The 25,893-nt window shown below is 65.2% G+C and carries 28 protein-coding genes; 20 read left to right on the top strand and 8 right to left on the bottom strand.

The window, feature by feature from the left end; genetic code table 11:
* Positions 1–58: 58 nt before the first annotated feature.
* A complete protein-coding gene (locus tag AC5ZGW_RS11615; protein WP_130229749.1) occupies positions 59–946 on the top strand; it encodes a LysR family transcriptional regulator in 888 nt (295 codons plus the stop codon).
* 157 nt (positions 947–1,103) lie between these two features.
* Complete coding sequence (locus tag AC5ZGW_RS11610; RefSeq protein ID WP_130229750.1) at positions 1,104–1,619, top strand: hypothetical protein; 516 nt, start codon at positions 1,104–1,106, stop codon at positions 1,617–1,619.
* A gap of 96 nt (positions 1,620–1,715) precedes the next feature.
* Here the strand turns inward: AC5ZGW_RS11610 and AC5ZGW_RS11605 are convergent, their stop codons facing one another.
* On the bottom strand, positions 1,716–2,384 hold the full coding sequence (locus tag AC5ZGW_RS11605) for a DNA-3-methyladenine glycosylase family protein (RefSeq protein WP_130229751.1): 669 nt from the start codon (positions 2,382–2,384) through the stop codon (positions 1,716–1,718).
* Positions 2,385–2,501: 117 nt separating this feature from the next.
* Between AC5ZGW_RS11605 and gluQRS the strand changes: the two genes are divergently transcribed.
* Positions 2,502–3,374 carry a tRNA glutamyl-Q(34) synthetase GluQRS gene (gene gluQRS, locus AC5ZGW_RS11600; protein WP_130229752.1) on the top strand — a complete coding sequence of 291 codons (873 nt, stop codon included), beginning with the start codon at positions 2,502–2,504 and terminating at the stop codon, positions 3,372–3,374.
* A 167-nt stretch (positions 3,375–3,541) separates the two neighbouring features.
* The gene (locus AC5ZGW_RS11595) at positions 3,542–4,792 is read left to right on the top strand and encodes an ATP-binding protein (RefSeq protein ID WP_456640898.1); all 1,251 of its coding nucleotides are present in this window, start codon (positions 3,542–3,544) and stop codon (positions 4,790–4,792) included.
* On the opposite strand, the gene AC5ZGW_RS11590 is transcribed toward AC5ZGW_RS11595, so the two are convergent.
* Positions 4,719–5,612 (bottom strand): YihY/virulence factor BrkB family protein, encoded by an 894-nt coding sequence (locus AC5ZGW_RS11590; protein WP_130229361.1) that lies wholly within the window; start codon positions 5,610–5,612, stop codon positions 4,719–4,721. The two genes, AC5ZGW_RS11595 and AC5ZGW_RS11590, sit on opposite strands and share 74 nt — an antisense overlap.
* Positions 5,613–5,733: 121 nt before the next feature.
* Here AC5ZGW_RS11590 and AC5ZGW_RS11585 point away from each other — a divergent pair, with 121 nt between their 5' ends.
* The 6 genes from AC5ZGW_RS11585 (at position 5,734) to AC5ZGW_RS11560 (ending at position 9,785) form a co-directional block, all read left to right on the top strand.
* Complete coding sequence (locus AC5ZGW_RS11585; protein ID WP_035690040.1) at positions 5,734–5,928, top strand: twin transmembrane helix small protein; 195 nt, start codon at positions 5,734–5,736, stop codon at positions 5,926–5,928.
* A gap of 50 nt (positions 5,929–5,978) precedes the next feature.
* Positions 5,979–6,551 carry a cob(I)yrinic acid a,c-diamide adenosyltransferase gene (locus AC5ZGW_RS11580; protein ID WP_130229360.1) on the top strand — a complete coding sequence of 191 codons (573 nt, stop codon included), beginning with the start codon at positions 5,979–5,981 and terminating at the stop codon, positions 6,549–6,551.
* A gap of 120 nt (positions 6,552–6,671) precedes the next feature.
* The gene (locus AC5ZGW_RS11575) at positions 6,672–7,421 is read left to right on the top strand and encodes an electron transfer flavoprotein subunit beta/FixA family protein (protein ID WP_130229359.1); all 750 of its coding nucleotides are present in this window, start codon (positions 6,672–6,674) and stop codon (positions 7,419–7,421) included.
* Entirely contained in the window at positions 7,422–8,372 is a 951-nt protein-coding gene (locus AC5ZGW_RS11570) for an electron transfer flavoprotein subunit alpha/FixB family protein (RefSeq protein ID WP_130229358.1), read from the top strand.
* Between the two features lie 243 nt (positions 8,373–8,615).
* On the top strand, positions 8,616–9,497 hold the full coding sequence (locus AC5ZGW_RS11565; protein ID WP_028163776.1) for a 3-hydroxybutyryl-CoA dehydrogenase: 882 nt from the start codon (positions 8,616–8,618) through the stop codon (positions 9,495–9,497).
* A gap of 99 nt (positions 9,498–9,596) precedes the next feature.
* On the top strand, positions 9,597–9,785 hold the full coding sequence (locus tag AC5ZGW_RS11560) for a putative motility protein (RefSeq protein WP_028163775.1): 189 nt from the start codon (positions 9,597–9,599) through the stop codon (positions 9,783–9,785).
* Here AC5ZGW_RS11560 and tlpA read toward each other — a convergent pair.
* The gene (gene tlpA, locus AC5ZGW_RS11555) at positions 9,782–10,459 is read right to left on the bottom strand and encodes a thiol:disulfide interchange protein TlpA (RefSeq protein ID WP_130229357.1); all 678 of its coding nucleotides are present in this window, start codon (positions 10,457–10,459) and stop codon (positions 9,782–9,784) included. The genes AC5ZGW_RS11560 and tlpA overlap by 4 nt on opposite strands.
* Before the next feature lie 122 nt (positions 10,460–10,581).
* Here tlpA and argH point away from each other — a divergent pair, with 122 nt between their 5' ends.
* The 4 genes from argH to AC5ZGW_RS11535 all read left to right on the top strand — a co-directional run bounded on the left by argH (position 10,582) and on the right by AC5ZGW_RS11535 (position 14,254).
* Entirely contained in the window at positions 10,582–11,979 is a 1,398-nt protein-coding gene (gene argH, locus AC5ZGW_RS11550; RefSeq protein WP_130229356.1) for an argininosuccinate lyase, read from the top strand.
* A gap of 92 nt (positions 11,980–12,071) precedes the next feature.
* Positions 12,072–12,341 (top strand): LPS translocon maturation chaperone LptM, encoded by a 270-nt coding sequence (gene lptM, locus AC5ZGW_RS11545; protein WP_028163772.1) that lies wholly within the window; start codon positions 12,072–12,074, stop codon positions 12,339–12,341.
* A gap of 7 nt (positions 12,342–12,348) precedes the next feature.
* Positions 12,349–13,614 (top strand): diaminopimelate decarboxylase, encoded by a 1,266-nt coding sequence (lysA, locus tag AC5ZGW_RS11540; RefSeq protein ID WP_130229354.1) that lies wholly within the window; start codon positions 12,349–12,351, stop codon positions 13,612–13,614.
* A gap of 412 nt (positions 13,615–14,026) precedes the next feature.
* Positions 14,027–14,254 (top strand): hypothetical protein, encoded by a 228-nt coding sequence (locus AC5ZGW_RS11535; RefSeq protein WP_028163770.1) that lies wholly within the window; start codon positions 14,027–14,029, stop codon positions 14,252–14,254.
* Between the two features lie 283 nt (positions 14,255–14,537).
* Here the strand turns inward: AC5ZGW_RS11535 and AC5ZGW_RS11530 are convergent, their stop codons facing one another.
* On the bottom strand, positions 14,538–15,446 hold the full coding sequence (locus tag AC5ZGW_RS11530) for an NAD(P)-dependent oxidoreductase (RefSeq protein WP_130229353.1): 909 nt from the start codon (positions 15,444–15,446) through the stop codon (positions 14,538–14,540).
* Between the two features lie 143 nt (positions 15,447–15,589).
* Positions 15,590–15,970: a carboxymuconolactone decarboxylase family protein gene (locus tag AC5ZGW_RS11525; RefSeq protein WP_130229352.1), complete on the bottom strand. Its 381-nt coding sequence runs from the start codon at positions 15,968–15,970 to the stop codon at positions 15,590–15,592.
* A 253-nt stretch (positions 15,971–16,223) separates the two neighbouring features.
* Between AC5ZGW_RS11525 and AC5ZGW_RS11520 the strand changes: the two genes are divergently transcribed.
* Positions 16,224–18,824 (top strand): TIGR02302 family protein, encoded by a 2,601-nt coding sequence (locus tag AC5ZGW_RS11520; protein WP_130229351.1) that lies wholly within the window; start codon positions 16,224–16,226, stop codon positions 18,822–18,824.
* A gap of 134 nt (positions 18,825–18,958) precedes the next feature.
* Here AC5ZGW_RS11520 and AC5ZGW_RS11515 read toward each other — a convergent pair whose 3' ends face one another.
* Positions 18,959–19,336: a response regulator gene (locus AC5ZGW_RS11515; RefSeq protein WP_028163766.1), complete on the bottom strand. Its 378-nt coding sequence runs from the start codon at positions 19,334–19,336 to the stop codon at positions 18,959–18,961.
* Between the two features lie 35 nt (positions 19,337–19,371).
* Positions 19,372–20,229, bottom strand: coding sequence for an MJ0042-type zinc finger domain-containing protein (locus AC5ZGW_RS11510; RefSeq protein WP_130229350.1), 858 nt, complete (start codon positions 20,227–20,229; stop codon positions 19,372–19,374).
* A gap of 203 nt (positions 20,230–20,432) precedes the next feature.
* On the opposite strand from AC5ZGW_RS11510, the gene ftsE reads away from it, so the two are divergent.
* From ftsE to AC5ZGW_RS11490, 4 genes are all read left to right on the top strand, one after another.
* Positions 20,433–21,092, top strand: a complete 660-nt coding sequence (gene ftsE, locus AC5ZGW_RS11505; protein ID WP_130229349.1) for a cell division ATP-binding protein FtsE — start codon at positions 20,433–20,435, stop codon at positions 21,090–21,092.
* A complete protein-coding gene (locus AC5ZGW_RS11500; RefSeq protein WP_130229348.1) occupies positions 21,085–22,056 on the top strand; it encodes a cell division protein FtsX in 972 nt (323 codons plus the stop codon). The genes ftsE and AC5ZGW_RS11500 overlap by 8 nt, the downstream gene beginning before the upstream one ends.
* A 71-nt stretch (positions 22,057–22,127) precedes the next feature.
* Positions 22,128–22,850 (top strand): YdcF family protein, encoded by a 723-nt coding sequence (locus tag AC5ZGW_RS11495; RefSeq protein ID WP_130229347.1) that lies wholly within the window; start codon positions 22,128–22,130, stop codon positions 22,848–22,850.
* Positions 22,851–22,877: 27 nt separating this feature from the next.
* The gene (locus AC5ZGW_RS11490; RefSeq protein ID WP_130229346.1) at positions 22,878–23,651 is read left to right on the top strand and encodes a lysophospholipid acyltransferase family protein; all 774 of its coding nucleotides are present in this window, start codon (positions 22,878–22,880) and stop codon (positions 23,649–23,651) included.
* A 212-nt stretch (positions 23,652–23,863) separates the two neighbouring features.
* Here the strand turns inward: AC5ZGW_RS11490 and AC5ZGW_RS11485 are convergent, their stop codons facing one another.
* Entirely contained in the window at positions 23,864–24,460 is a 597-nt protein-coding gene (locus AC5ZGW_RS11485) for a gamma-glutamylcyclotransferase (RefSeq protein WP_028163760.1), read from the bottom strand.
* A 107-nt stretch (positions 24,461–24,567) separates the two neighbouring features.
* On the opposite strand from AC5ZGW_RS11485, the gene AC5ZGW_RS11480 reads away from it, so the two are divergent.
* Positions 24,568–25,755 (top strand): DUF2125 domain-containing protein, encoded by a 1,188-nt coding sequence (locus tag AC5ZGW_RS11480; RefSeq protein ID WP_130229626.1) that lies wholly within the window; start codon positions 24,568–24,570, stop codon positions 25,753–25,755.
* The last annotated feature ends 138 nt before the right edge of the window (positions 25,756–25,893 follow it).

Genomic DNA, 25,893 nt, shown 5'->3' with positions numbered 1-25,893 from the left:
CTGTTCAATATTGAACAGTCGTTTCAGCAGAAATGAACAGGCTATGCGAGGCTGCCGGATGGATTGGGACCTGTGCAAGACCTTCGTCGCCGTCGCGGACACCAGGAGTTTCGCAGGCGCCGCACGCCGCCTGCGCGCCAGCCACCCGACCATCGGCCGCAAGATCGCGGCGCTGGAGAAGCAGCTCGGCACCCGCCTGTTCGCGCGCTCCAATGACGGGTTGTCGCTGACTTCGCAGGGCCGCAAGTTTCGCGAGCATGCCGACGCCATGGCGGCCGCAGCGCTGCGCGCCGAGGCCGCGGCGTCCGCAACCGGCGAACAGGCTCGCGGCGTCGTGAAGCTGTCGATCGGTGCGACCTTGGCCGCGCACTGGCTGATGCCGCGGCTGGGCCCGTTCCTGCGCGACCACGACCATATCCAGCTCGAGATCATCACCCATCCGTTTCCGGCGAGCGTGCGCCGCCGCGAGGCCGATGTGGTGCTGCGGCCGGTCGATGCCGGCGAGGAGAACCTGATCGGGCGCAGAATAGGCCGGCTCGGCACCGGGTTCTACGCCTCGCGCGACTATGCCGCGCGGCGCAAGCTGCCGGAGCGGCGCGAGGAGTGGCGGGGTCACAGCGTGATCGGGTTTGCCGACCAGGCGTCCAACGCGCATCTGGCGCGCTGGAGCGACTTCATTACGCGGCAGGGAACGGTGGTGATGCGCTGCTCGTCGCAAGGCGACATGCTGGCCGCCGCGCGCGCCGGGCTCGGCATCTCGGCGCTGTCCTGCTTCGTCGCCGAGAGCTGCCCGGACCTGGTGCGGGTCGCGCCGCAGAAGCTCGGCAGCGTCTCCGACCTCTGGCTGCTCGCGCATCCCGACCTGATCGAACTGCCCGCCGTCCGCGCCGTGACCAGCTTCGTCACCGCCTGTGCCCGCGAAGACCGCATCAGGCTGCGCGGCTAGTGCCCCGTAGCCCGGGTGGAGCGCAGCGCAACCCGGGACATCTGCATCAACATTGACGATCGGTCCCGGGTTACGCTGCGCTTCACCCGGGCTACGGGCCTGTCCAGAGAACTTTCGCCGCCCGCCGCGCTTGTCAAAGGACATGAGGCTCACAATCATGCGCCGACGCTCTGTAAGTGTTACAGTCAACGACAAGATGCAGCGGGGGTACCGCTACGTCCTCACCGAACCTGCCGGACGCAATTTCGATCCGGAATTTCGTCCCGAACTCACGCCGAAGCAGCTGCTGGCCCTCGGCATCTTCTGCGGCAAGTACATGACGGACTGCCGCAAGGAATTCCCGGCGAGCTGGTTTGCCGGCGCCCGGCTTTCGCTTTCGAGACGCGACTGCTCGCTGAACTACTTCGGCGTCAACGCGAGCCAGCCTCTTTCGGTCTGGCGACAGAAAGGATGGATCCACCCCGACGATCCGCGCGGCTGGTTTCAGTGGTATTGCCGCTATTACATGGGCCGTCGCATATCGATGGAGGATGCGCGGCAGATCAGGCGCTGGAAAGCGATCCGGCGACATGTCGCGCAGATCAAGCGCAGTTGCGAACCCGGTGATCTGACGTGCAGGCCGCGGCAACGCCAAGCGCTGCTCCATTGGGCCTACGACAGCCGAAAACTTTGACGAAGCCCCGTAGCCCGGGTGGAGCGAAGCGCAACCCGGGGACACCAGTATCGACGTTTGCCGCCGGGCCCGGGTTACGCTTACGCTTCACCCGGGCTACGATCCTGCGCTCGTTTTCGCGCCGGCAATTACGCCCTCGCGTTTCTTCAGCACCCGATAGTAGGCCCACCACAGATGCGCCGCGGCGCCGCGCAGCGGGCGCCAGGGCTCGGCCAGCGGCGCCATCTGCTTTGCCGTCGGCCGTTCCTTCAGTCCCAGCCCGATCTTGACCGCTTCCTGCACGGCGAGGTCGCCCGCCGGCCAGGCGTCGCCGTGGCCGAGGCAGAACAACAGATAGATGTCCGCGGTCCATGGTCCGATGCCGGGCAGCGCGGTCAGCGTGTTGTGGGCGATGTCGGCGTCTTCGTTCGCGAGCACGTCGAGGTTCAGCCGCTCGGCGGCGAGCTCGCGCGCGATGTGCTTCAGTGTCTTGATCTTCGCCGCCGACAGGCCGAGCCGGCCAAGCCGGTCGGCGCGCGCCTTGCTGATCGCATCATGATGAAAGGGATCGAATGCCTTGCTGACCCGGCCCCAGATCGCCGCGGCGCTCGCGGTCGAAAGCTGCTGGCCGCAGACGATCGCGGCAAGCCCGGCAAAGCCCGGCTCGCGCTGCCGCAGCGCCGGCATGCCGGTGATCTCCAGGACTGGCCTCAGCCGCTTGTCCTGCTTCACAAGAGTTTTGATCGCGTCTTCGAGGTCCGATTGGGTTTCGAAGTGGATGAGCATGGAGGAACAGTCTCGTCGCGTCATGCGCGGGCTTGACCCGCGCATCCATCTGCTATCGATAAGAGTCCTAGAGGATGGATTGCCGGGTCAAGCCCGGCAATGACGAATTCCAATACAATGTCGCCACCCGTTTTCCGATTCGCGCCGAGCCCGAACGGTTATCTCCATCTCGGCCACGCTTTTTCGGCGTTGTTGAATTTTGACCTCGCGCGCGAGGCCGGGGGACGCTTCCTGCTGCGGATCGAGGACATCGATCCGACGCGCTGCCGGGCGGAGTTCGAGATTGCGATCTACGAGGACCTCGCCTGGCTCGGCATCGCCTGGGAGACGCCGGTGCGGCGGCAGTCGGAGCATCTTGACGCTTATCGCGAGGCGGTCGAGCGATTGACCGCCGAGGGCCTGCTCTATCCGAGCTTTGAAAGCCGCGCTGAGATCGCGCGCCTGGTCGCCGAGCGCGAGGCGGCGGGACCATGGCCGCGCGATCCGGATGGCGCGCCGCTTTATCCGGGCGCCGCGCGATCGCTGCCGGCGCCGGAGCGGCGGCGGCTGATCCAGTCGGGGGCGCCTTACGCGCTGCGGTTGAACATGGCGGCGGCTCGCGCGCGGGTGAAAGATCTGAGCTGGGCCGAACAGGGGGCGGGACCTGCCGGCGAGCACGGAACCGTCATCGCCCGGCCGGAGGCGTGGGGTGACGTCATCCTAGCGCGCAAGGAGACGCCAACCAGCTATCACCTCTCGGTCGTGATCGACGACGCCCTGCAAGGGGTGACTGACGTTATCAGGGGGCAGGACCTGTTCTGGTCCACCAGCGTGCACCGGCTGCTGCAGGCGCTGCTCGGCATCGCTTCGCCGGCCTACCGGCACCACCGGCTGATCCGCGATTCGGTCGGACAGAAGCTGTCGAAGTCGACCAAGGCAACCGCCTTGCGGGAACTGCGCGCCGGCGGTGCGACGCCCGCTGATATCCGCCGTCTGGTGGGGTTACCCTAGGTGCTTCACCTCTCCCCGATGGGGAGAGGTGGTCCTCGCGGCCAGATCGAGCTCAACCAAACGGCCTCAGCCCACTTCGCGTAATGGCGCCGTCGCCAAAAAGGTCTCCGTGACACCCACCACCCTCGCATGCCATTCTGCCGGCCGGGGCAGGGTTCACGGGAATCATGGCGGCAAGATCGCGCGTTGGGCGCACCATTCGGCATCCCAAGAAGACGCCGTCGCGGAAGCGTGTCTTGAAGGCGGCAAAGGCACGCCGCGGACGCGCGCCTGCCAAGGCGGGCCCCGGCGTGGTCGAGACTGCGCTGGCGGCTTTCGCGCATGAGGTGCGCACCCCGCTTACCGGTATTCTCGCGATCAGCAACCTGCTTGCGACCTCCGACCTCGACGAGCGCGAGCGGCGCTGGGTCGATACCATCCAGGCCGGCGCCGAGCATCTGGCCAGCCTTGCCACCCTGTTCGTCGATGCCGCGCGAAGCCGTGGCCCCGGCCTTGAGATCCGGCAGGATTTTTTCGACCTGGGCACGCTTGCCCGCAACGCCGGGAATTCACTCGCCGGGCGGGCGGCGGCCAAGGGCCTGCAGCCCTCGGTCGATATCTCCGAAAAGCTGCCCGCCTTCGCCGTCGGCGATCCCATTCGGCTGCGTGCGGCGCTGGAGAACCTGATCGACAACGCGGTCAAATTCACCGAGCGGGGAACAGTCGCGTTCGAGGTTACGCCGACGCGCGCCGCGAAAGGCAAGGTCGGGGTCGCCTTCGCGGTCTCCGACAGCGGCATCGGGCTTTCGCTCGCCGAGATCAAGCGCCTGTTCCGTCCGTTCTCGCAGGCCAATGTCCGGGTCGCCTCGCGCTTCGGCGGCGCAGGCCTCGGCCTATCCTCGGTCAAGCAGCTTGCGCGGGCGATGGGCGGCGACATCGTCGCCAGGCAGCGGCGGGGCGGGGGCACCACCTTTACGCTGACGATCGTGCTGGCGTCCGCCGGCGAACCGGCCGCATCCAACGGCGATGCCGGGAGCGACGTCCCGGCCGGGTCGCCGCGCGCGCTCCGGCTGCTCAGCGTCGAGGACAATCCGTTCGGCCGCGTCGTGCTCAACACCATCCTCACCGAGCTCGGCCATCAGGCGGAGTTCATCGGCGATGGAGAAGCGGCGCCGGAGCGGCTTCAGCAGGGCGCCTTCGACGCCGTGCTGATGGATATGGTGCTGCCCGGCATCGATGGGGTGGAGGCGATCAGGCGTATCCGCGCGCTTCAGTCGCCGCTTGGCCGCATTCCGATCATCGGGATTTCCGGCCGCAGCGAGGACGAGGCGGCATCGCGGGCGGCCGGCGCCGACGCGTTCCTGGTCAAGCCTGTGAGTCCGCGTGCTTTAGCGACTGCGCTGCTTGAAGCGATACGCCCTTCCGCAGGCGCGACTTGATGATCGCCGCATTCAATTCGCCGCCATAGACGAAGATCGCGGCGATGAAATACAGGAACACCAAAGCGATGATCACCGACGCGAGCCCCGCATACATCGTGACATAGTTCTTAGCGAAGCGCGCCAGGTACTGGCCGAACACGATGCCTGATATCAGCGAGGCCACCATGGTGAAGATGATGCCGGGCAGGATCTGCAGGAAATTGCGGCGCCCCGCCGGCAGCCAGGCATGCAGGATGAACAGCGCAACGGTCAACGCGGTGATCGTGATGCCGTAGCGTGCAATGTTGAGGATGCGCTCGTTGCTCTCGACGAAGAACGGAATGTAGTGCCGTGCCGTCTCGAGTATCAACGGACCGAGCACGATCAGGAACGCCATCGCGAGCGAGGTGACGGCGGCGATCAGGGTGTAGCCGATCGATTCAAGCCGGAGCCAGTACCAGCGGCGCCGCTCGGGGACGGCGTAGGCGCGGTTCAACGCCACCCGCAGCGCCTCGACGCCATTGGAGGCGAAATAGACCGCGAGCGCCGCGCCGACGGTGAGGATGTCACCGCGCGTGGTCGTCAGGACGTCGTGGACCTGGCTGGACAGCGTGTCGGCGACTTGTTTGGGCCAGGTCTGCAGCAGCAGGCTCGCAGCCTGGTCGGCCAGTTCCTTGGAGCCGAAAAAGCCGGCGAGGGAGGTCAGCACGATCAGGAACGGGAATAGCGCCATCAGGGTCGACAGCGCGATATGGCTCGCAATCGCCCAGCCGTCGTCGGCGAGGAACGTGTAGAACGCATCCATCACGACGTGGTAGACGTAGCGAACCTGCTTCACTTCCCACCCTGATCCGGCCAGCCGAGGCCGCACACCAGCTTCCGATATAATCGCGCCAAACGCCAGATCGTTGCACTTGCCCTATGTGGCGCTTCAGATATCGCGGTGTTATGTAGCGTAGATGGCATCCTTCTTAAGTACGTTCATTCTCCCGATCGCGGTCGGCGCCGTCGGGGTGGTCCTGTTGCTCGGTCTCGCCAACATGATGCGCGGCGGCTCCCCGAACACCTCGCAGAAATTGATGCGGCTGCGCGTCTTGCTGCAATTCGTCGCCATCGTAATCGCGATGCTCGCGGTCTGGGCGATGGGGCGCTAGTTCTTACCTCTCCAAAAGGAAGAGGTGGTCGCAAATACCGGAGCTGGAACATGGTCGTGCTCAACAAGATCTATACGCGCACCGGCGACGACGGTACGACGGCGCTCGGAAGCGGCGAGCGGCGGCCGAAATATGATCTGCGCGTCAGCGCCTACGGCACGGTGGACGAGACCAATGCCGCGATCGGCGTGGTGCGGCTTCATCTTGCGGATAATCCCGCGCTCGACCGCATGCTCGGCCTGATCCAGAACGACCTATTCGATCTTGGCGCCGACCTCGCGGTGCCCCAGCGCGAGGGCAAGGCGGAGCGTTTGCGGATGCTGGCGAGCCAGGTCGAGCGGCTCGAGCGCAACATCGATACGCTCAATGCCGAGCTGGCGCCGTTAACCTCGTTCGTACTTCCCGGCGGTACCCCGGCGGCAGCCTATCTGCACCTCGCCCGTACGATTTGCCGCCGGGCGGAACGGATGATGGTGGAACTTGCGGCCAAGCCGGATGAGCCAGTCAGCGAGGCTGGCATCCAATATATGAACCGCCTGTCGGATTTCCTGTTTGTCGCCAGCCGTTTCCAGAACGACAAGGGTGCCGGTGATGTGTTGTGGGTGCCGGGCCAGAACCGCTAGAATGGGTCTGAGATCCACGGGGCCGATTTTTGGCTTTCGCGCGTTGACCGCCGATAGCGGGACCTTTAGGTTCCGCGCCCAAGCCAATCAACCCCCTAATTTCAAAGCGAAAGAGGATCGATGAAGGTTCTTGTGCCGGTAAAGCGGGTCGTCGACTACAACGTCAAGGTCCGCGTCAAGAGCGATGGATCGGGCGTGGAGCTCGCCAACGTCAAGATGTCGATGAACCCGTTCGACGAGATCGCGGTCGAGGAAGCGTTGCGGCTGAAGGAAGCCGGCAAGGCGACCGAGGTTGTGGTGGTGTCGATCGGCCCGGCGCAAGCCTCCGAGACCATCCGCACCGGCCTTGCGATGGGCGCCGACCGCGGCATCCTGGTCAAGGCCGAGGGCACGGTGGAGCCGCTCGCAGTCGCCAAGCTCCTGAAGTCGGTGGTCGAGGCTGAGAAGCCCGGCCTCGTCATCCTCGGCAAGCAGGCGATCGACGACGATAGCAACCAGACCGGCCAGATGCTGGCCGCGCTGCTCGGCTGGTCGCAGGCGACGTTCGCCTCCAAGCTCGATGTCGAAGGTTCTGACTTCAAGGTCACGCGCGAGGTCGACGGCGGCCTGCAGACCGTGAAGCTGAAGGGCCCGGCGATCGTCACCACCGACCTTCGCCTCAACGAGCCGCGCTATGCTTCGTTGCCCAACATCATGAAGGCGAAGAAGAAGCCGATCGACGAGAAGAACGCCGCCGATTACGGCGTCGATCTCACACCGCATCTCGAAATCCTCAAGACTTCGGAACCGGCAGGCCGCAAGGCGGGCGTCAAGGTCAAGGACGTCGCCGAACTGGTGTCGAAGCTCAAGACCGAAGCCGGGGTTCTCTAAATGACGACATTGCTGATTGCCGAACACGAACACGAGAAGCTGAAGGACGTCACCAACAAGGCGCTGACCGCGGCGACCCAGTTGGGCGGCGACGTGCATGTGCTGGTCGCCGGCGGCGGGGCGGGCACCAAGGCTGCGGCCGAAGCGGCGGCGAAGCTCGCCGGCGTCAAGAAGGTGCTGGTGGCCGAAGGCGAGGCCTATGCGCACGATCTCGCCGAGCCGCTTGCCGCGCTGATCGTCTCGCTGGCGCCGTCCTATGACGCGATCGTTGCGCCCGCGACCTCGCGCTTCAAGAACGTGATGCCGCGCGTCGCGGCCCTGCTCGACGTCATGCAGGTCTCCGAGATCATCAAGGTGGTCGCGCCTGATACCTTCGAGCGTCCGATCTACGCCGGTAACGCGATCCAGACAGTGAAGTCCAAGGACGCCAAGAAGGTGATCACGGTCCGCACCTCAACCTTCGCCGCGGCGGGCGAGGGCGGCAGCGCCTCGGTCGAGTCCGTGGCGGCTGCGGCCGATCCCGGTCTCTCCAGCTTCCTCGGCGAGGAGGTCGCCAAGAGCGATCGTCCGGAGCTGACCTCGGCCAAGATCATCGTTTCCGGTGGCCGCGCCATGCAGAGCCGGGAAAATTTCGCCAAGTACATCGAACCGCTGGCCGATAAGCTCGGTGCCGGTGTCGGCGCCTCGCGCGCTGCGGTCGACGCCGGCTATGCCCCGAACGACTGGCAGGTTGGCCAGACCGGCAAGGTGGTGGCGCCGGAACTTTATGTCGCGGTCGGCATCTCCGGCGCGATCCAGCATCTGGCTGGCATGAAGGATTCCAAGGTGATCGTCGCGATCAACAAGGACGAGGACGCGCCGATCTTCCAGGTCGCCGATTACGGCCTGGTCGCCGACCTCTACCAGGCAGTTCCGGAGCTGACCGAAGCGCTCGGCAAGCTCGGAAAATAAGCAAAGAGAACACCGGCCGGATGGTACGGCCCCGGCCGGTGTTCTTGTTTTTGAATGGCGTTTTTCGGCGAAGCAGGTACCTTTCGCCCGTAGCATGATCCGTACCCGGAGCGCCGCGTCGGCGCTAAGTGGGCGCCGGTTTACGAAAAAGATCATGCGCAAACGTAAGACTTGTCGGATATTGGGGACGTAGTAGGGGACTTGGGCGAGGCGCGATGGACGCGCTGTCCCGGTGGTGACAACATGACGGTCGCAATCAAGAAGGTCGGCGTAATCGGCTCGGGCCAGATGGGTAACGGCATTGCCCATGTGGCGGCGCTTGCGGGCTTCGATGTGCTGCTCAACGACATTTCCGCCGATCGCGTGAAATCGGCGCTCGCAACCATCAACGGCAATCTGTCGCGCCAGGTGGCCAAGAAGTCCATCACCGAGGAGCAGCGCAAGCAGGCGCTGTCCCGGATCGTCGCGACTGACAGCCTCGACGAACTGGCGGATTGCGATCTTGTGATCGAGACCGCGGTCGAGAAGGAAGAGACCAAGCGCAAGATCTTCCACGATCTCTGCGCGGTCCTGAAGCCGGAGGCGATCGTCGCCTCCAACTCCTCCTCGATCTCGATCACGCGGCTCGCCGCCTCCACCGACCGCCCCGAGCGTTTCATCGGTATTCATTTCATGAATCCGGTGCCGCTGATGGAGTTGGTCGAGCTGATCCGCGGCATCGCCACTGATGATGCCACCTTCGACGCTGCCAAGACGTTCGTCGGCAAGCTCGGCAAGCAGGTCGCGGTATCGGAGGATTTTCCGGCCTTCATTGTCAACCGCATCCTGCTGCCGATGATCAACGAGGCGATCTACACGCTCTATGAGGGCGTCGGGAACGTCGAGGCCATCGACGCGGCGATGAAGCTCGGTGCCCACCATCCGATGGGCCCGCTGGAACTGGCCGATTTCATCGGACTGGACACCTGTCTGTCGATCATGCAGGTGCTGCATGAGGGGCTCGCCGATTCAAAATACCGGCCGTGCCCGCTCTTGGTGAAATATGTCGAGGCCGGCTGGCTCGGCCGCAAGACCCAGCGCGGCTTCTACGACTATCGCGGCGAGAAGCCGGTCCCGACGCGCTAACTTGTCGTCATTGCCGGGCTTGACCCGGCAATCCATCCTCAATCCAGCTTTCATTAACCCCCGCCGCCTATGGTGCGCCCGAATTGGGGAGTACCGCGTATGGATATGATGAGCATGGTCTCGGGCATTCTGGCCATGCAGGCCGGCGGCCTGCAGTCGCAGATTCAGACCTCGATCATCAAATCCAATGCGGATGCTGAGAAATCCGCGGTCCAGACGCTCTTGGGTGCCCCGTCCACGGCCAATCTGGCGCCGGGCGTCGGCGGTAATCTGAACGTCGTTGCCTAAATCCCTGCCGCGGCCGGCTGCACGGCGGCCGTGATCAGCTTCACGGCGTCATCGCTGGCCCATTCGGCCGGACCCGCAATGGTCGCGATCTCGCAGCCGTTGCCGTCGATGAGCATCGAGGTGGGCATCCCAAGCGCCTTGCCTATGCTCTTAAGATCCTGGAAAACCTTGGCTTTCACGTCACTGAAATAGCCGAGCCGGGTCAGATTGGCGTCTTTCAGGAAATTCTTAGGCTTGTCGAAGTCGCGGGTGTCGATGTTGATCGCCACCACCTCGAAATCCTTGCCGCCGAGCTTGGCCTGCAGCGCGTCCAGCGCCGGCATCTCCTTGCGGCAGGGTACGCACCAGGTGGCCCAGAGGTTCACCAGCACGGTCTTGCCGCGCCAGTCCGACAGCTTCCTCGGCTTGCCCTCGGCGTCCTCGAAGGCGAGGTCCGGGATCCGCAAGGGCTTCGTCGCCATCGTCAGCGCGGCGAGCTCGCCGTGTGCCAGCGGGCCGAGCCTCTTCGCCAGATCGACCGCGCTGCTGCAGACCGGATCGCCGGCCGGGCCGCGGCCCATCAGCCCGCCAAATCCGGAGACGCCGGCATAGCCGATCAGCGCGCCGACCAGCACCGCGCCGATCACGAGCGGGATCCGGCGCGTGGCGCCACGGGACGGGGGAGTTTCGGGCATATCGTTTGTCATTCCGCGTCAGATATGGCTAAGCAGGGCCCGCGCCGGTGGCCGGTTCGGTTTTGACGGTCGGGCGATCAAGGGCTGGGCCTGAAGTTCTAAGAAGTCGTGAGCGAGCAATCATGAGCAACAAGATGTGGGGCGGGCGGTTCTCCGAACGTCCCGACGCGATCATGGAGGAAATCAACGTCTCCATCGACGTCGATCGTCACCTTTATGCCCAGGACATTGCCGCGTCCAAGGCCCACGCCGCGATGCTCGCCGCGCAAGGCATCATCACCGCGTCTGATGCGAAAAATATCGGCAAAGGTCTAGACACGATTTTGTCAGAAATCGACAAGGGATCGTTCGATTTCAAGCGCGCGCTCGAAGATATCCATATGAACGTCGAGAGCCGGCTGTCGGAATTGATCGGCCCGGCCGCCGGCCGGCTGCACACCGCGCGCTCCCGCAACGACCAGGTCGCGACCGACTTCCGCCTCTATGTCCGCGACACGATAGATGAGACCGATGCGGCGCTGGCCGCGTTCCAGAACGCGCTGGTCGAGCGCGCGCTAGAACATGCCGGAACGGTCATGCCGGGCTTCACCCACCTGCAGACGGCCCAGCCTGTTACCTTCGGGCATCATCTTCTCGCCTATGTCGAGATGGCGGCGCGCGACCGCGGCCGCTTCGCTGATGCTCGCAAGCGGCTGAACGAATCGCCGCTCGGCGCCGCGGCGCTCGCCGGCACCTCGTTTCCGATCGACCGGGCCGCGACGGCAAAAGCGCTCGACTTCGACCGCCCGATGGCCAATTCGCTCGACGCCGTCTCCGACCGCGATTTCGTTTTGGAAACCCTGTCGGCTGCCGCGATCACGGCTGTGCACCTGTCGCGTTTTGCGGAAGAGATCGTGGTCTGGACCTCGCCGCTGGTCGGCCTGGTCCGCCTCAGCGACAAGTTCACCACCGGCTCCTCCATCATGCCGCAGAAGCGCAACCCGGATGCGGCGGAACTGGTGCGCGCCAAGACCGGCCGCGTGATCGGCGCGCTCACCGCGCTCCTGATCGTGATGAAGGGCCTGCCGCTCGCCTATCAAAAGGACATGCAGGAGGACAAGCAGGGCGCGATGGAGGCCTTTGTCGCGCTCTCGCTCGCGATCCGCGCCATGACCGGCATGGTCGAAGACCTCGTTCCCGACGAGGGGCGGATGAAAGCCGCGGCCGGCGAGGGCTATGCCACCGCCACCGACCTCGCCGACTGGCTGGTGCGGACCCTGAAAATGCCGTTCCGCGAGGCCCATCACGTCACCGGCCGCATCGTGGCGCTGGCTTCGCAGCAGGCCGTCGCCCTGCACGAACTGCCGCTGAAGGCGATGCAGGAGGTCGAGCCGAAGATCACTGCCGACGCGCTGAAGGTGCTCTCGGTCGAATCATCGGTGAAAAGCCGCATCAGTTACGGCGGCACCGCGCCGAAGAACGTGCTTTCCCAGGCGAGGGCCTGGGCGAAGCGGCTGGAAAAAGAGCGAAAATTGGGCTGAACGACAAATTTCGCTGCAATCTCATGGTTATCCGGGGGCTCGCCAGAGCAAATCAATGTTTGTATGGTGCGGCCCGCATTGGGGATTTCGTCGTGACCAGTAACCACCGCCTGACCCGGTCGGGATGGGCTCTCATCCTTGTCGGCGTTGCCGCGCTGACGCTCGGCGGCTGCGGACGCAAGGGACCGCTCGACCTGCCGCCGACCGCGAGCTCGGCGCAGACGCCGGCCGCGCCGCAAGATACCGAGACCCAGCGGGCAGCCCAGCCCAGCCTGTTCAATCCGAACTACGGAACGGATGCGCCGCCGGCTGCGGCCAAGGGTCGTCAGCGATCCTTCGTCCTCGACCCGCTTCTCGACTGAGCGCGCCATGAATCATTTCGACTATCGCGACGGCGTGCTGCACGCCGAAGCCGTTGACCTGTCCAGGCTTGCCGAGACCGTGGGCACGCCATTCTATTGCTATTCGACCGCGACCTTGGAGCGCCATTACCGGGTGTTCACCGAAGCCTTCGCCGGCGAGAAGGTGCTCGTCTGCTACGCGATGAAGGCGAATTCCAACCAGTCGGTCCTGCGCACCTTGGCAAAGCTTGGCGCCGGCGCCGACGTGGTCTCGGGCGGCGAATTGAAGCGAGCCCTTGCCGCGGGCATCCCGCCCTCGAAGATCGTCTTCTCCGGCGTCGGCAAGACCGAGGCCGAGCTGCGCGCCGCGCTTTCCGCCGACATCCTCTGCATCAATATCGAATCCGAGCCTGAGCTTGAACTGCTGTCGCGGCTTGCGGCCGAGATGGGCAAGACCGCGCGCATTTCGGTGCGCGTCAATCCTGACGTCGATGCCGGGACGCATGCCAAGATCTCGACCGGCAAGTCCGAGAACAAGTTCGGCATCCCGATCTCCCGTGCGAGAGACGTCTATGCCCGCGCGGCGAAGCTGCCGGGCATCGAGGTGCGCGGGGCCGACATGCATATCGGCAGCCAGATCACCGATCTCAGCAAGATGGAGACGGCGTTCCGGATCCTCGCCGAATTCGTCCAGACCTTGCGCGCCGACGGCCACAACATCTCGCATATCGATTTCGGCGGCGGCCTTGGCATTCCCTATTACATGGACCGCGAGGCGCCGCCGGCACCCGACGCCTATGCCGCGATGGTGAGGCGCGTGACGCATAACCTTGGCTGCACGCTGATGTTCGAGCCGGGGCGGATGATCGTCGGCAATGCCGGCATCCTCCTCACCCGCGTGATCTATGTGAAGCATGGCGATGCCAAGAACTTCGTCATCATCGATGCCGCGATGAACGACCTGATCCGGCCGACGCTGTACGAAGCGCATCACGACATCCTGCCGGTGCGGCAGGCCAAGAAAGACGCGCCGATGATGGTTGCCGACGTGGTCGGCCCGGTCTGCGAAAGCGGCGACTATCTCGCGCTCGACCGTTCGCTGCCCGAGCCCAAGCCCGGCGATCTCCTGGCGATCATGACCGCCGGCGCCTATGGCGCGGTGCAGTCCGGCAGCTACAACACCAGGCCCCTGGTGCCGGAAGTGCTGGTCAAGGACGATCAGTATGCCATCGTGCGCCCGCGCGTCGACGTCGAGGCGCTGATCGCGATGGACAAGCCCGCCCCGTGGCTGTGAGTGGCGATCGGGAATTAATTCATTTAAATTCCCGTCGCGATTTAACAGCTTTATAATTCAGCTTAACGATTGAAAATCCGCGCGACAGCGGAAGTTTTCAATAATCGGGCCTCCCGGACGAATTCCCGGTGCAGTGCGGAGGCTTGGGGGAGCCGTTTTGGGCTCTGACGGCGCGTCTGCGCAGCTTTGCCTTAACAGAACGGTGATCACACCATCTCACAGCCGCGGAGCAGTGCCCGCTGCTTGTCGGTGTGACTGATAAGTCTCGGAGAGGGCGTAGTATTTTCACTTTCTGCCCCAGATGCCTGCGTCATTTTCGCATGCCTGCCATTTAAATATTAAATCTTCATTGACAGGTATTTAAATTCGAGTGAGATTAATATTATCAAATGCGGCTGAGCGGGGTGTAACAATGTCATTGCCAGGCTGGGTTCTCGCGATTTTCCTCTTGATGGCGGCGGCTGTGCCCGCCGGTGTGTACTTCACGGCCACGCTGTTCTTCCCTCCCGACCAGGTCTACACCTATGTCGGCCAGGGAACGTATCGTGGCGCGCCGGGCCCGGCCGCTGGCGCTGGCCTTCCCTTCCTCGTCGCCGCAGGCGTCTATTGGTACGTCAGGCGCCGTCGCAACTCAAAATAGCGCTTGCGCGATAGGCGCCACAAAAACGACCGACACAAAACATCTTCATGGAAGTCGTAAAGACCGCCGCAAGGCGGTCTTTATTTTGGCTCGAGCATCACCTTGTTCGGTGTCGTCCCGCACCGCTGTCGTCCCCGCGAAAGCGGGGACCCATAACCACAGGTGTTTGTGGTGTGCTCCGCTGCAACCGCTTGCTCGCGCCACGACAAACGCCCTGTGGTTATGGGTGCCGGGGCAAGCCCGGGACGACAGCTAGCCCCGGGACCACATCTCACTTCACGGCTCACTTCGCTGCGTGACTGCCCTTTGTCCCGCCGACCACGACACCCGCCGCTTTCTCGACCGGCTTGATCGCGGAGGTGAAATCGGAGTCCGGTCCCGTCTCGCGGATCACGGTTTCCCAGAGGCGGCCGACGGCCTCGGCGACTTCCATCGACAGGCCGAGCGACTTCATCTCGTCCAGGCACAGCCGCACATCCTTCACCATCAAGCCGGTGGCGAAGCCGAAATCGAACGTGCGCGGCAGCACCGAGCGCGGAAACTTGTCGCGGCTCGCCGTATTCATGCCAGAACCCGCATTGATGACATCGATCATCACGGCCGGATCGAGCCCGGACTTCACGCCCATCACCACCGCTTCCGAGGTCGCAACCATCGCAGTCGCCGACAGGAAATTGTTGGCGAGCTTCATCGTCTGCCCCGAGCCCGGCTTCTCGCCGATGAAGAACACCTTGCCGATCACGTCGAGCGCCGGTTTCAGCACCTCGTAGTCCGCGCGCGGACCGGAGACCATCACTGCAAGCGTTCCCTTCTCGGCGCCGCCGACGCCGCCGCTGACGGGGCTGTCGATCTGCACGATGTTGCGCTTCGCCAACAGGTCATGGATGCGTACCGCCATCTGCGAGCCGACGGTCGAGAGATCGACGAAGCGCTTGACGCGCTCGCCCTCGATCACGCCGCCGGCACCGGTCGCGACCTCGAGCGAGGCCTGCAGCGAGGGCAGGCTCGCCATCACGGTCTCGACCCGGTCGGCGATCGCCTTCGGCGAGGACGCGGCTAGCGCGCCGCGCGCGGTCAGCCGCTCGACGGCCTCCTTGCGCGTATCGAACACGGTAAGTTGATGCCCGGCCTCGACCAGCCGGCGCGCCATCGGAAAACCCATGTTCCCGAGGCCGATGAATCCAATTTCCATGGTGATTTTGCTCCGGATTTCTGGAGATGCTCCTCATCCTGAGGAGCGCGCAACGCGCGCGTCTCGAAGGATGAGGCCACAGACGGGGCCTCATGGTTCGAGACGGCGCAAGAGCGCCTCCTCACCATGAGGAGCTGACTACGTCAGCCCTTATCGATCTCGGCGAATACTTCGCGCGCGATACGAAAGCTGTCGACGGCGGCGGGCATGCCGCCATAGATCGCGACCTGCATCAGGATCTCGCGGATGTCTTCGCGGGTGACGCCGTTGGTCAGCGCGCCCTTCAGGTGCGCGCGCAATTCGTGCGGTCGGTTCAGGATCGAGATCATCGCGATGTTGAGCATGCTGCGGGTCTTGCGCGGCAATTCCTCGCGGCCCCATACCGAGCCCCAGCAATATTCGTTGAGCAGGTCCTGGAACGGCTTGTTGAAGCTGTCGACGTTCTTGAGCGCGTTGGAGACATAGGCCTCGCCGAGCACGGCCTTGCGGATTTCCAGGCCTTTGTCGTGCGTCTTTTGGTCCATAACGTTTCCTCATGCAGTTCAGAGAGCATGATCCGGAAAGATGGAAACCGGTTTTCCATGCCCGAACAAAAATGAGATCATGGCCCGATTTCGGATCATGATCTGGGGTTGTGGCGGCGACGTTACGGGGTCGCTCACGCGCAGTCACGCCTTCGTGTTATGCGTAATTCCACGTGTGGGTTGCCGGAACGGAACGGGTGCCTCATTGCCGCCCTTGTGGTAAGATGACGTGTCGGGCAACCCGGAGATTTTATTGAGCGGCGACCCCACTGAACCCGCGCGCGAGCATAACGCCGTCGCGCGGCTAAAATTGAACGAAGCCCTGCAGCGGGCACAATACGCGATCGCGTGGGAGCGCGTATGGCCGCATCTGGCCCGGTTTCTGACCGTCATCGGATTGTTCCTGGTCGTCTCCTGGGCGGGACTCTGGCTGGCGCTGCCGCTTGCGGTGCGCCTCGCCGGTGTGGGCCTGTTCGCGCTGCTGGCGCTCTCCGCGCTGCTTCCGCTGGTCCGCTTCCACTGGCCGACGCGCGAGGAGGGCTTGAGCCGGCTCGATCGCGGCACCGGCATCCGCCATCGCCCGGCGACCGCGCTGAGCGACACGCTCACGAGCCAGGACCCGGTCTCGCAGGCGCTGTGGCAGGCACAGCGCGAGCGCACGCTGGCCTCGCTCAAGCGCATTCGTGCCGGCCTGCCGTCGCCGCGGCTTCCGATCCATGATCCCTGGGCCCTGCGGGCGCTGGTGATCGTGATGCTGGTCGGCACCTATATCGCCGCAGGCGATGAGCGTTCTCTCCGTTTCGCCTCCGCCTTCGATTGGAATGGCGTGCTCGCGCCGACCAATATCCGGGTCGATGCCTGGGTGACGCCGCCGAACTATACCGGCAAGCCGCCGATCATCCTGTCGTCGGCGAACCGGGAAGCGGCTGCCGCCGAGAGCGGGCCATTAGCGGTTCCCGCCGGCAGCACGCTGCTCGTGCGTTCCAGCGGCGGCAATATCGACGTCGTGGTCGGCGGCGGCGTGACCGAGGTTGCCCCGAGCGGCGAGGCGCCGAAGGGCACCAACGAGCGGCATTTCAAGATTGCTGGCGACGGCACCGCGCATGTCCGCGCGCCGGCCGGCCAGCCGCTGTGGCGTTTTACCGCAACGCCTGACCGTCCGCCGTCGATCGCCCTGGCCAAGGATCCCGAGCGCCAGGCGCGCGGCTCGCTGCAATTGTCCTACCGGCTCGAGGACGATTACGGCATCACCGAAGCGCGCGCGCAGTTCGTCGCGCGTCCGGGCGATGCGCCGAAGGACCCCGGGAATGCCGGAACCAGGACGGCAGAGGTGCGGCCGCTGTTCGAGCCGCCGCAATTCCCGCTCGTGCTGCCGAACGCGCGCACCCGCAATGGCGTCGGCCAGACCGTCAAGGATTTGAGCGAAGACCCCTATGCCGGCGCGGATGTGACGCTGACGCTGACGGCAAAGGACGAGGCCGGCAATGAGGCCAAGAGCGAACCGTTCAACATGCGCCTGCCGGAGCGGTTGTTCACGAAACCGCTGGCGCGGGCACTGATTGAGCAGCGCCGCATTCTCGCGCTCAACGCCAACAAGAACGCCGATGTCTACGCCGCGCTGGACGCGCTGTTGATCGCGCCGGAAATGTTCACGCCCGAGGCCGGCACCTATCTCGGCCTGCACAGCGTGGCGCGGCAGCTCGAGGCCGCCCATACCGACAACGCGCTGCGCGAGGTCGTCGCCAGCCTGTGGGCGCTTGCCGTCACCATCGAGGACGGCAACATCACCGACGTCGACAAGGCGCTGCGCGCGGCGCAGGACGCTTTGAAACAGGCGCTGGAGCGTGGCGCGAGCGACGAGGAGATCAAGAAGCTCACCGACAATCTGCGCGCGGCGCTGGACAATTTCATGCGCCAGCTCGCCGAGCAGTTCCGCAACAACCCGCAGCAATTGGCGCGCCCGCTCGATCCCAACGCCAAGGTCCTGAGCCAGCAGGACCTGAAGAACATGCTCGACCGCATGGAGCGGCTGTCGCGTTCCGGCGATAAGGACGCGGCAAGGCAGTTGCTCGATCAGCTCCAGCAGATGCTGGAGAACCTGCAGATGGCGCAGCCCGGCCAGAGCGGCGACAACGACATGGAGCAGGCGCTGAACGAACTCGGCGACATGATCCGCAAGCAGCAGCAGTTGCGCGACAAGACCTTCAAGCAGGGCCAGGATTCGCGGCGCGACCGCATGCGCGGCAAGCAGGGCGATCAGTCCATGGGCGACCTGCAGCAGGATCAGCAGGCGCTGCGCGACCGGCTGCAGAAGTTGCAGGAAGAGCTCGCCAAGCGCGGCATGGGTCCCGGCCAGCGTGGCGAGAAGGGCCAGCGCGGCCAACAAGGACAGCAGGGCCAGCAAGGTCAGCAAGGTCAGGGCGGCCAGGAGGGCGATCAGGGCGACGGCGAGGACGGGCTCGATCAGGCCGATTCCGCGATGGGCGATGCCAGCGGCCGGCTTGGCGAAGGCAATGCCGATGGTGCGGTGGACTCGCAGGGCCGCGCGCTGGATGCGCTGCGCAAGGGCGCGCAGAGCCTCGCCGAGGCGATGCAGCAGGGTGAGGGCGAGCAGGCGGGCGACGGCCCCGGCAACCGCGTCGGCCGGCAGCAGAGCGGCGGCAACCAGACCGATCCGCTCGGGCGCCCCTTGCACGGCCGCGAGTTCGGCGACGACTACACCGTCAAGATCCCCGGCGAGATCGACGTGCAGCGCGTGCGGCGAATCCTGGAAGAACTCCGCCGCCGCCTCGCCGACCCGTCGCGGCCGCAGCTCGAACTCGACTACATCGAGCGGTTGTTGAAGGATTACTAATTCGGAGTCTCCCGCTCCGTCGTCATCGTCCGCGAAGGCGGACGATCCAGTATTCCAGCGACGTCCGAGTTCAATCGAGAGACTGCTCTTTACTGGATACCCCCGCCTGCGCGGGTATGACGGAGAGCGTAACTCTACGCCACCTTCCGCGCGGACAGCGCATCCGCCACCGCCGTGCGGATATCGGCGACCGAGAACGGCTTGGTCACCACGTCGTGCACGATCGCATTGAGGCCGGAGGCGCGCTCGCGCTGATCGGCAAAGCCGGTCATCAACAGGATCTTCAACTCCGGAAAATCGCGCGCGCTGGCGAGCGCCAGTGCAATCCCGTCCATGACAGGCATCTGGATATCCGTGAGCAGCAGATCGAAGGCGCCCTGTTCCCGCGCCAGTATTTCGAGCGCGGCGGCGCCGTCCTGCGCGGTGACGGTCTCGTGGCCGTCCATGGCGATGGCGCGCGCCACCAGCGAGCGCATCGAATCTTCGTCGTCGGCGATCAACACCCGCGGCATCGAGCTAACCTCCTTCGCAAGACACGTCTCGTATTCTAAGCCTTGCCGCCGGCCGCCAGATCCCACTTGTTGAAGAAGCGGATATCGATGTCGCGCCCTTCCGGGGGCGGCGAGGCAAGGCGGGACTTGAAAAAGGCGCGTTCGCCCGGCTTCAGCACCGGCTGCTCCAGCACCGTGTTCCACGCATAAATCTCTGCGCCCTGCGCGTCCCGGACCGCAAAGCGCAACCGCGGCAGTTCCACCGGCTTTCGGGTCTCGCCGACGATCATGCCTTCGATCACCAGCACCGGCTTGCCGTCCACTGTCTCGTGACTGACTTTGACGTCCTTGAACGCCACCCCGCGCAGATTCACCTCGAGCCCGGCCAGCCGGTAGAACAGCGCGGTCTGCGGCAACAGGCGCACGACGTCGCCGCGCCACACCACCAGCGCCACGATCAGCGCCGCCATCGCCGCGCAGGCGGTGGGCAGGCTCGTTGCGGGCATGCGGATGCGGGGCAGGGTGGGCAGCTTGAACAGTCCTGGCAGCCGGCGGCGGGGTTTGGCTTCGGCATCTACGTGAGCCTCGGCGTCTTCCCGGGCGACCGACGGCCAGTCCTGCCGGACTGCATCGTCCGCCGGCCAGTCGGCCGAGATCGAGGGGCTGTCGACGACAGGCGTGCGCTCGTCCTCCTCCTGCCGCGCCATCGCCTCCCATTCCGCGGCGGCATCGGACGCGGCGGACCTGTTCGCCGCCGCCATCGCCGGCATCGGCGCCGTGATGTCGACGGCATCCTCCGGCCGCGCCAGCCAGACCTCCCTGCAGCGGGAACAACGCACCGTACGCCCGGCCGGACCTAACGTCTCCAGCTTGATCGCATAGGATGTTGTACAATGCGGGCAAACGATATGCATGGAGCCCAATCCCCACCATGGATGCGCCGGGATGCTACAAGGCGACCGTTAACGAATCGGAAACCATAACCGAAGCACAAACGCTTTGTTCGGCCCGCCGGCCCAGCCGGAAGCGGGCGCGAGGATTGAGCCAAGGTTCGAGGTTCCCGGCCGCCGCCCCAGTTGAACCCAACGTCCAACCCAATGTCGAGCGGAGCTAGAGCTTGGTTCGGTTCGAAAATGTCGGATTGCGTTACGGACTGGGCCCGGAGATTCTGCGCGACCTCAGCTTCGCCGTCCCCGCCCATTCCTTCCAGTTCCTCACCGGCCCGTCGGGCGCTGGCAAGACCTCGCTGCTCAGGCTCTTGTTCCTGTCGCTGCGGCCGACGCGCGGATTGGTGAATCTGTTCGGCAAGGATGTTTCGCTGCTGAGCAAGGACCAGATCGCAAACCTGCGCAAGCGCATCGGCATCGTGCTGCAGGACTTTCGCCTGCTCGACCACATGACGACCTATGAGAACGTCGCGCTGCCGTTCCGCGTGATGGGCCGCGACGAATCCAGCTACCGGCGCGAGGTGATCGATCTCTTGAAATGGGTCGGCCTCGGCGAGCGAATGGATGCGCTGCCGCCGATCCTCTCGGGCGGCGAGAAGCAGCGCGCCGCGATCGCGCGCGCGGTGATCTCGCGGCCGCAACTGCTGCTGGCGGATGAGCCGACCGGCAGCGTCGATCCGACGCTCGGGCGGCGGCTGCTTCGCCTGTTCATCGAGTTGAACAAGTCCGGCACCGCCGTGATCATCGCGACCCACGACATCACGCTGATGGACCAGTACGAGGCGCGGCGATTGGTGCTGCACCAGGGACGGCTGCACATCTATGAATAAGATCGGCCGAGAGCATGTGCCGCTCGTCGACCTCGGGCATGAACGCCCGCAGGTGTCGGCGAACGCGCGCAACATGTCGCCGATCGTGCCGCGCGCCTCGATCTCCGGCCGCGCGCTGGTCGCTGTCGTGGCGATCATGACCTTCCTCGCCTCGATGACCACGGGCACGGTGCTCCTGGTCAGCGCATCCGCAGCCGAGTGGCAGTCGGAGGTCGCAAGCGAGATCACGATCCAGATCCGCCCGGCTCCCGGCCGCGATCTCGATCGCGACACATCAGCGGCGGCGGAGGCGATGCGGACGCAGGGTGGGATCGTCGAAGTCCGCCCGTTCAGCAAGCAGGAATCCGCAAAACTGCTCGAGCCCTGGCTCGGCAGCGGATTGTCGATCGAGCAATTGCCGGTGCCGCGCGTCATCGTGGCGCGGGTGCAGCCCGGCGGCACGCCCGACCTCACAGCGCTCCGAGCGCGGGTCACGCAGGCCGCCCCCGGCGCCAGCGTCGACGATCATCGCGCCTGGATCGAGCGCATGCGCTCGATGAGCGGCGCCACCGTGTTCGCCGGCATCGGCATTCTGGCCCTCGTGATCATCGCGACGATCATCTCGGTCTCCTTCGCCACGCGCGGCGCGATGGCCGCCAACCGGCCGATCGTCGAGGTGCTGCATTTCGTCGGCGCCTCCGACAGCTACATCGCCAACCGCTTCCTGCGGCACTTCCTGATGCTGGGCCTCGAGGGCGGGCTGATCGGCGGCGGCGTCGCGATGCTGTTCTTCGGCTTCTCCGAATCGATCGCAAGCTGGTTCTCGGGCACCCCGGTCGGCGACCAGTTCGCAGCCCTGCTCGGCACTTTCTCGCTGCGGCCGTCCGGCTATCTGGTGCTGGCGCTGCAGGCGGTATTGATCGCCGCGATCACGGCCTGGGCCTCACGGCGGACGCTGTTCGCCACGCTCGATGATGTCGACTGATGGAACGGCCGGACTCCACTTCGCCCGAAAACGCACTAAAATTGCGTCCGGGGAAGGACAGCCATTATCCGATGAGCTCTGAACTCGACGACGGATCGCAAGAGCGCCGGCCAGCGCGGCCGCGCGGATGGCTGCGCGCGCTGATCGTCGCGCCGCTGGCGGTGCTGTTCGTCTCCGCGGGGTTCGGCTTCGTCGCGTTCCTGTCGCAATTGCGCGGCGTCGAAACCCAGCCCGAGCATAACGCCGACGGCATCGTGGTGTTGACCGGCGGTTCCTCGCGGATCTCCGACGCCGTGGAATTGCTGGCGGCCGGCTACGGCAAGCGGCTGCTGATCTCAGGCGTTCACCCGACCAATGCGGCGAGCGATATTTCCCGCTCGCTGCCCGAGAGCAATCAGGCACTGCTCAGGTGCTGCGTCGATCTCGACCGCTCCGCGGTCAATACCAGGAGCAATGCCGCGGAGACGCGGCGCTGGGCGCGTGAGCGCGGCTTCAAGTCGCTGATCGTGGTCACCTCGAACTACCACATGCCGCGTGCGATCGTCGAACTGTCGCACGCGATGCCGGATGTCGAGCTGATCCCGTTCGTGGTGATCGGCGATAAATGGCGCGACGAACCCTGGTGGATGAGTGGCGGAACGCTGCGCCTCCTGCTATCGGAATACGTCAAATATGTCGCGGCGGAGGTGCGGGTGCGGCTGGCTAGAATCGGTCTCGACCTGACGCCGGAATTCCTGGATCAACCCGGCGGCGCGCAGGCGCCGCGCCGGCCCGCGACCGCGCAGGTGAACTGACCAGACCAACTCGTGTTCGGGAATTCGATGTCTTCGATCTTCGTGCGCTCGCTCATCTTCAACGTGCTGTTCTATCTCGTGCTGGTGAGCTTAAGCATCATCGCGATCCCGACCATCGTGTTGCCGCGCCGGGCGATGATGACGCTGGCCGCATGGTGGGCGAGCGCGACGCTGTTCCTGATGCGCGTCGTCTGCAACATCCGGGTCGAATTCCGAGGGGTGGAGAAGATTCCGAAAGGGCCCTTGATCGTGGCCGCCAAGCACCAGTCGATGTGGGAGACGTTCCAGCTTTTGCGCTTCTTCGACCACCCGCTCTACATGCTCAAGCGCGAGCTGACCTGGATCCCGGTGTTCGGCCAGTTCCTGATCAAGGCGGGCATGATCGCGATCGATCGCGGCGGCGGACCGCGCTCGCTGGTGAAGACGCTGCGCCGCGCGGCGGCTGAAGTGAAGCGCGGCCGCCAGCTCGTGATCTTTCCGGAAGGCACGCGGCGGCCGGTCGGCGCGCCGCCGAGCTACAAGACTGGCGTCGCGCAGATCTATGCCGAGAGCGGCGTGCCGTGCCTGCCGGTCGCGCTCAACTCCGGCCTGTTCTGGCCGCGCCGCACCTTCATGCGCTATCCTGGGACGCTGGTGGTCGAATTCCTTGATCCGCTGCCGGCGGGTTTGCGGCGCGACGAGTTCATGACGCGGCTGCGCGAGTCGATCGAGGGCGCCACCGACCGTATCGTCGAGGCCGCGCGCGCCGAGCAGGCGCAATTGTTCGGCGCCGTGCCCGATACCGCGAAGGCGAAGCTGTAGAGCATGATGAGATCAGGTCGAGTTGGCGCCACGTCGGAGGTGCCTTACCTCTCCCCGTCGGGGAGAGGTCGATTTGCGCAGCAAATCGGGTGAGGGGCCGCGGCTCTAACGATGGACCGCGACCCCTCACCCGCGCTTCGCGCGACCTCTCCCTATGGGAGAGGTGGGCAAACGCTGCCACGCCGATTGAAACAAGAGCCATCCCGCTTTAGCTACGTTCCTTCCTGCAGCGGCAGCTCGATGGGATGCGCGTCGTGCAGCATCGTCGCGAGCTTGTGCAACTGCGGATCGCGAAAACCCTGCTTCTCGATCGCGAGCACCGTCGACAACACATAGTCGCGGTTGTTGCCCGAGCGGCCGTGGCCCTGCTGCACGTAGCGGAGCTGGTCGGCCAGCGTCAGCCGGCCGGCGTACTGCACATGGCTGCGGTCTACGACGTAAGTCAGCGCGGCCACCCGTGACCGCGGGTCGTCCTCGAGCCACACCGAGCGGTGCACCTCGCGATAGACGTTGGTGGTCTGCTCGCGGCCGCGCAGATAGGCGATGGTCTCGCTGCGCCGCTTCGCCGCGACGCGGAACGCGATGCCGCGGCAGGCGCCGCCGCGGTCGAGCCCGAGCACCAGCCCCGGCTTTTCCGGCGTGCCGCGATGGTCGAAGGAATACACGCAGAGCGCGCGATGCTCGCCGATCAGCCGCGCCTGCACCTGTTCCTCGAAGTCGAAACCCGGCTTCCACATCAGCGAGCCGTAACCGAATACCCAGAGGTCGCTGTCACCTGATTCGGGCGGCGAGAGGAGTTGCGCGGACATCGGCGCAAGGGCTAGCAAAAGCGCGGGGCGAAGCGAAGCGGTTTCATCGGCCTCCGGCCGGCATTTGCCGCTTACATTTGCCAAAATTGACAGCCAGAGGTCGCCGCATGCCTGATATGACCCCCGCGCCGCACCGGCGCTCGCGTTGGCGTCTCTTTGCCGCCCCCGTCCTCGTCCTGATCCTCGCCGTGGCGTGGAGCGCGTTCTGGTTCTATGCCTCGTCCCAGGTCTGGGTGCAGGCCGATGCCTGGCGCGCGCAGGAGGCGAAGGCGGGCCGGGTCTATGATTGCGGCAAGCGATCGGTCGCGGGTTACCCCTTCCGTCTCGAGATCAGCTGCGAGGACGCCAGCGTGACCTTGATCTCGCAGACGGCCGGCGCGCAAACGCCGTTCACCGCGCGGCTCGGCGAGATCCTGGTGGTGGCGCAGGTCTACGACCCCACACGCGTGATCGCCGAATTCAAGGCGCCGGCGACGCTCGCCGAGCGAGGCGCACAGCCACAGCTCGCCGTCAACTGGCGCTCGGGGCGCGCCAGCGTGGCGGGCCTGCCGGCGGTGCCGCAACGCGGCTCGCTGGTGTTCGACGATCCCGCGATCGACCGCGTCAATGGCTCCGTGCAGACGCCGCTCGGCCGCGCCAGCCACGTCGAGTTGCACGGCCGCCTCGCCGAAGGCTCCTCCCTGGACAATCCGGTGATCGAGACCGCGCTGCAGATCAGCGGCGGCAGCCTGCAGGACGTGCATCCGGTGCTGGCAACGCCGTTCGATGCCGACATCCGTACCAAGATTTCCGGCTTGAAGGACTTCACGCCAAAGCCGTGGCCGGAGCGCTTCCGCGAGATCCAGGCCGCCGGCGGCCATGTCGAGATCGTGCAGTCGCGCATCCAGCAGGGCGAGATGATCGCGATCTCCGCGGGCACCTTGAGCCTCAACGCGAGTGGCCGCATCGAAGGCGAATTGCAGATGACGGTCACCGGCCTCGAGCGCGTGATCCCGGCGCTCGGCATCGAGAAGATGCTGGAGGAGGGCGTGCCGCAATCAACGCTCGACCGCGTCGCGCCCGGCGTGAAGACGCAGGACCTCAACAATCTCTTCGGCGCGCTCGACCGCGCGGTCCCTGGTCTCGGCAAGATGGTGAAGCAGAACGCCAATGTCGGCGTTGCCGCCAGCATCAATTCGCTCGGCAGCGAAGCCATGCTCGAAGGCAAGAAGGCGCGCAGCTTCCCGCTGCGCTTCGTCGACGGCGCAGTGCTGCTAGGCTCGATCAAGGTCGGACAAATCCCGCCATTGTTCTAGCTCACGTAGCCCGGGTGAAGCGCAGCGCAACCCGGGGTCTGCTCGCGATGCGGATAGACCTGTCCCGGGTTGCGCGGAGCCTGTCATCGGGCGCGCGTTCGCGCGATCCGTTGGCTCCCTCCGGGCTACAAGATCCCG

The organism is Bradyrhizobium sp. Crot121, from assembly GCF_059512385.1.
Note: the sequence above shows the minus strand (reverse complement) of the source record. Positions and strands in the feature narration are given on the sequence as shown.

Bases quoted from the DNA above. Each gene is read 5' to 3' on its own strand.
- AC5ZGW_RS11610 (WP_130229750.1), top strand. From the start codon at position 1,104: ATGCGCCGACGCTCTGTAAGTGTTACAGTCAACGACAAGATGCAGCGG.
- AC5ZGW_RS11570 (WP_130229358.1), top strand. From the start codon at position 7,422: ATGACGACATTGCTGATTGCCGAACACGAACACGAGAAGCTGAAGGAC.
- AC5ZGW_RS11500 (WP_130229348.1), top strand. From the start codon at position 21,085: ATGAATAAGATCGGCCGAGAGCATGTGCCGCTCGTCGACCTCGGGCAT.
- AC5ZGW_RS11480 (WP_130229626.1), top strand. From the start codon at position 24,568: ATGCCTGATATGACCCCCGCGCCGCACCGGCGCTCGCGTTGGCGTCTC.
- AC5ZGW_RS11535 (WP_028163770.1), top strand. From the start codon at position 14,027: ATGTCATTGCCAGGCTGGGTTCTCGCGATTTTCCTCTTGATGGCGGCG.
- AC5ZGW_RS11495 (WP_130229347.1), top strand. From the start codon at position 22,128: ATGAGCTCTGAACTCGACGACGGATCGCAAGAGCGCCGGCCAGCGCGG.
- AC5ZGW_RS11580 (WP_130229360.1), top strand. From the start codon at position 5,979: ATGGTCGTGCTCAACAAGATCTATACGCGCACCGGCGACGACGGTACG.
- AC5ZGW_RS11530 (WP_130229353.1), bottom strand. From the start codon at position 15,446: ATGGAAATTGGATTCATCGGCCTCGGGAACATGGGTTTTCCGATGGCG.
- AC5ZGW_RS11565 (WP_028163776.1), top strand. From the start codon at position 8,616: ATGACGGTCGCAATCAAGAAGGTCGGCGTAATCGGCTCGGGCCAGATG.
- AC5ZGW_RS11485 (WP_028163760.1), bottom strand. From the start codon at position 24,460: ATGTCCGCGCAACTCCTCTCGCCGCCCGAATCAGGTGACAGCGACCTC.
- AC5ZGW_RS11615 (WP_130229749.1), top strand. From the start codon at position 59: ATGGATTGGGACCTGTGCAAGACCTTCGTCGCCGTCGCGGACACCAGG.
- AC5ZGW_RS11525 (WP_130229352.1), bottom strand. From the start codon at position 15,970: ATGGACCAAAAGACGCACGACAAAGGCCTGGAAATCCGCAAGGCCGTG.
- AC5ZGW_RS11490 (WP_130229346.1), top strand. From the start codon at position 22,878: ATGTCTTCGATCTTCGTGCGCTCGCTCATCTTCAACGTGCTGTTCTAT.
- gluQRS (WP_130229752.1), top strand. From the start codon at position 2,502: ATGTCGCCACCCGTTTTCCGATTCGCGCCGAGCCCGAACGGTTATCTC.
- AC5ZGW_RS11515 (WP_028163766.1), bottom strand. From the start codon at position 19,336: ATGCCGCGGGTGTTGATCGCCGACGACGAAGATTCGATGCGCTCGCTG.
- AC5ZGW_RS11510 (WP_130229350.1), bottom strand. From the start codon at position 20,229: ATGCATATCGTTTGCCCGCATTGTACAACATCCTATGCGATCAAGCTG.
- AC5ZGW_RS11595 (WP_456640898.1), top strand. From the start codon at position 3,542: ATGGCGGCAAGATCGCGCGTTGGGCGCACCATTCGGCATCCCAAGAAG.
- argH (WP_130229356.1), top strand. From the start codon at position 10,582: ATGAGCAACAAGATGTGGGGCGGGCGGTTCTCCGAACGTCCCGACGCG.
- tlpA (WP_130229357.1), bottom strand. From the start codon at position 10,459: ATGCCCGAAACTCCCCCGTCCCGTGGCGCCACGCGCCGGATCCCGCTC.
- AC5ZGW_RS11575 (WP_130229359.1), top strand. From the start codon at position 6,672: ATGAAGGTTCTTGTGCCGGTAAAGCGGGTCGTCGACTACAACGTCAAG.
- AC5ZGW_RS11560 (WP_028163775.1), top strand. From the start codon at position 9,597: ATGGATATGATGAGCATGGTCTCGGGCATTCTGGCCATGCAGGCCGGC.
- AC5ZGW_RS11585 (WP_035690040.1), top strand. From the start codon at position 5,734: ATGGCATCCTTCTTAAGTACGTTCATTCTCCCGATCGCGGTCGGCGCC.
- AC5ZGW_RS11605 (WP_130229751.1), bottom strand. From the start codon at position 2,384: ATGCTCATCCACTTCGAAACCCAATCGGACCTCGAAGACGCGATCAAA.
- lysA (WP_130229354.1), top strand. From the start codon at position 12,349: ATGAATCATTTCGACTATCGCGACGGCGTGCTGCACGCCGAAGCCGTT.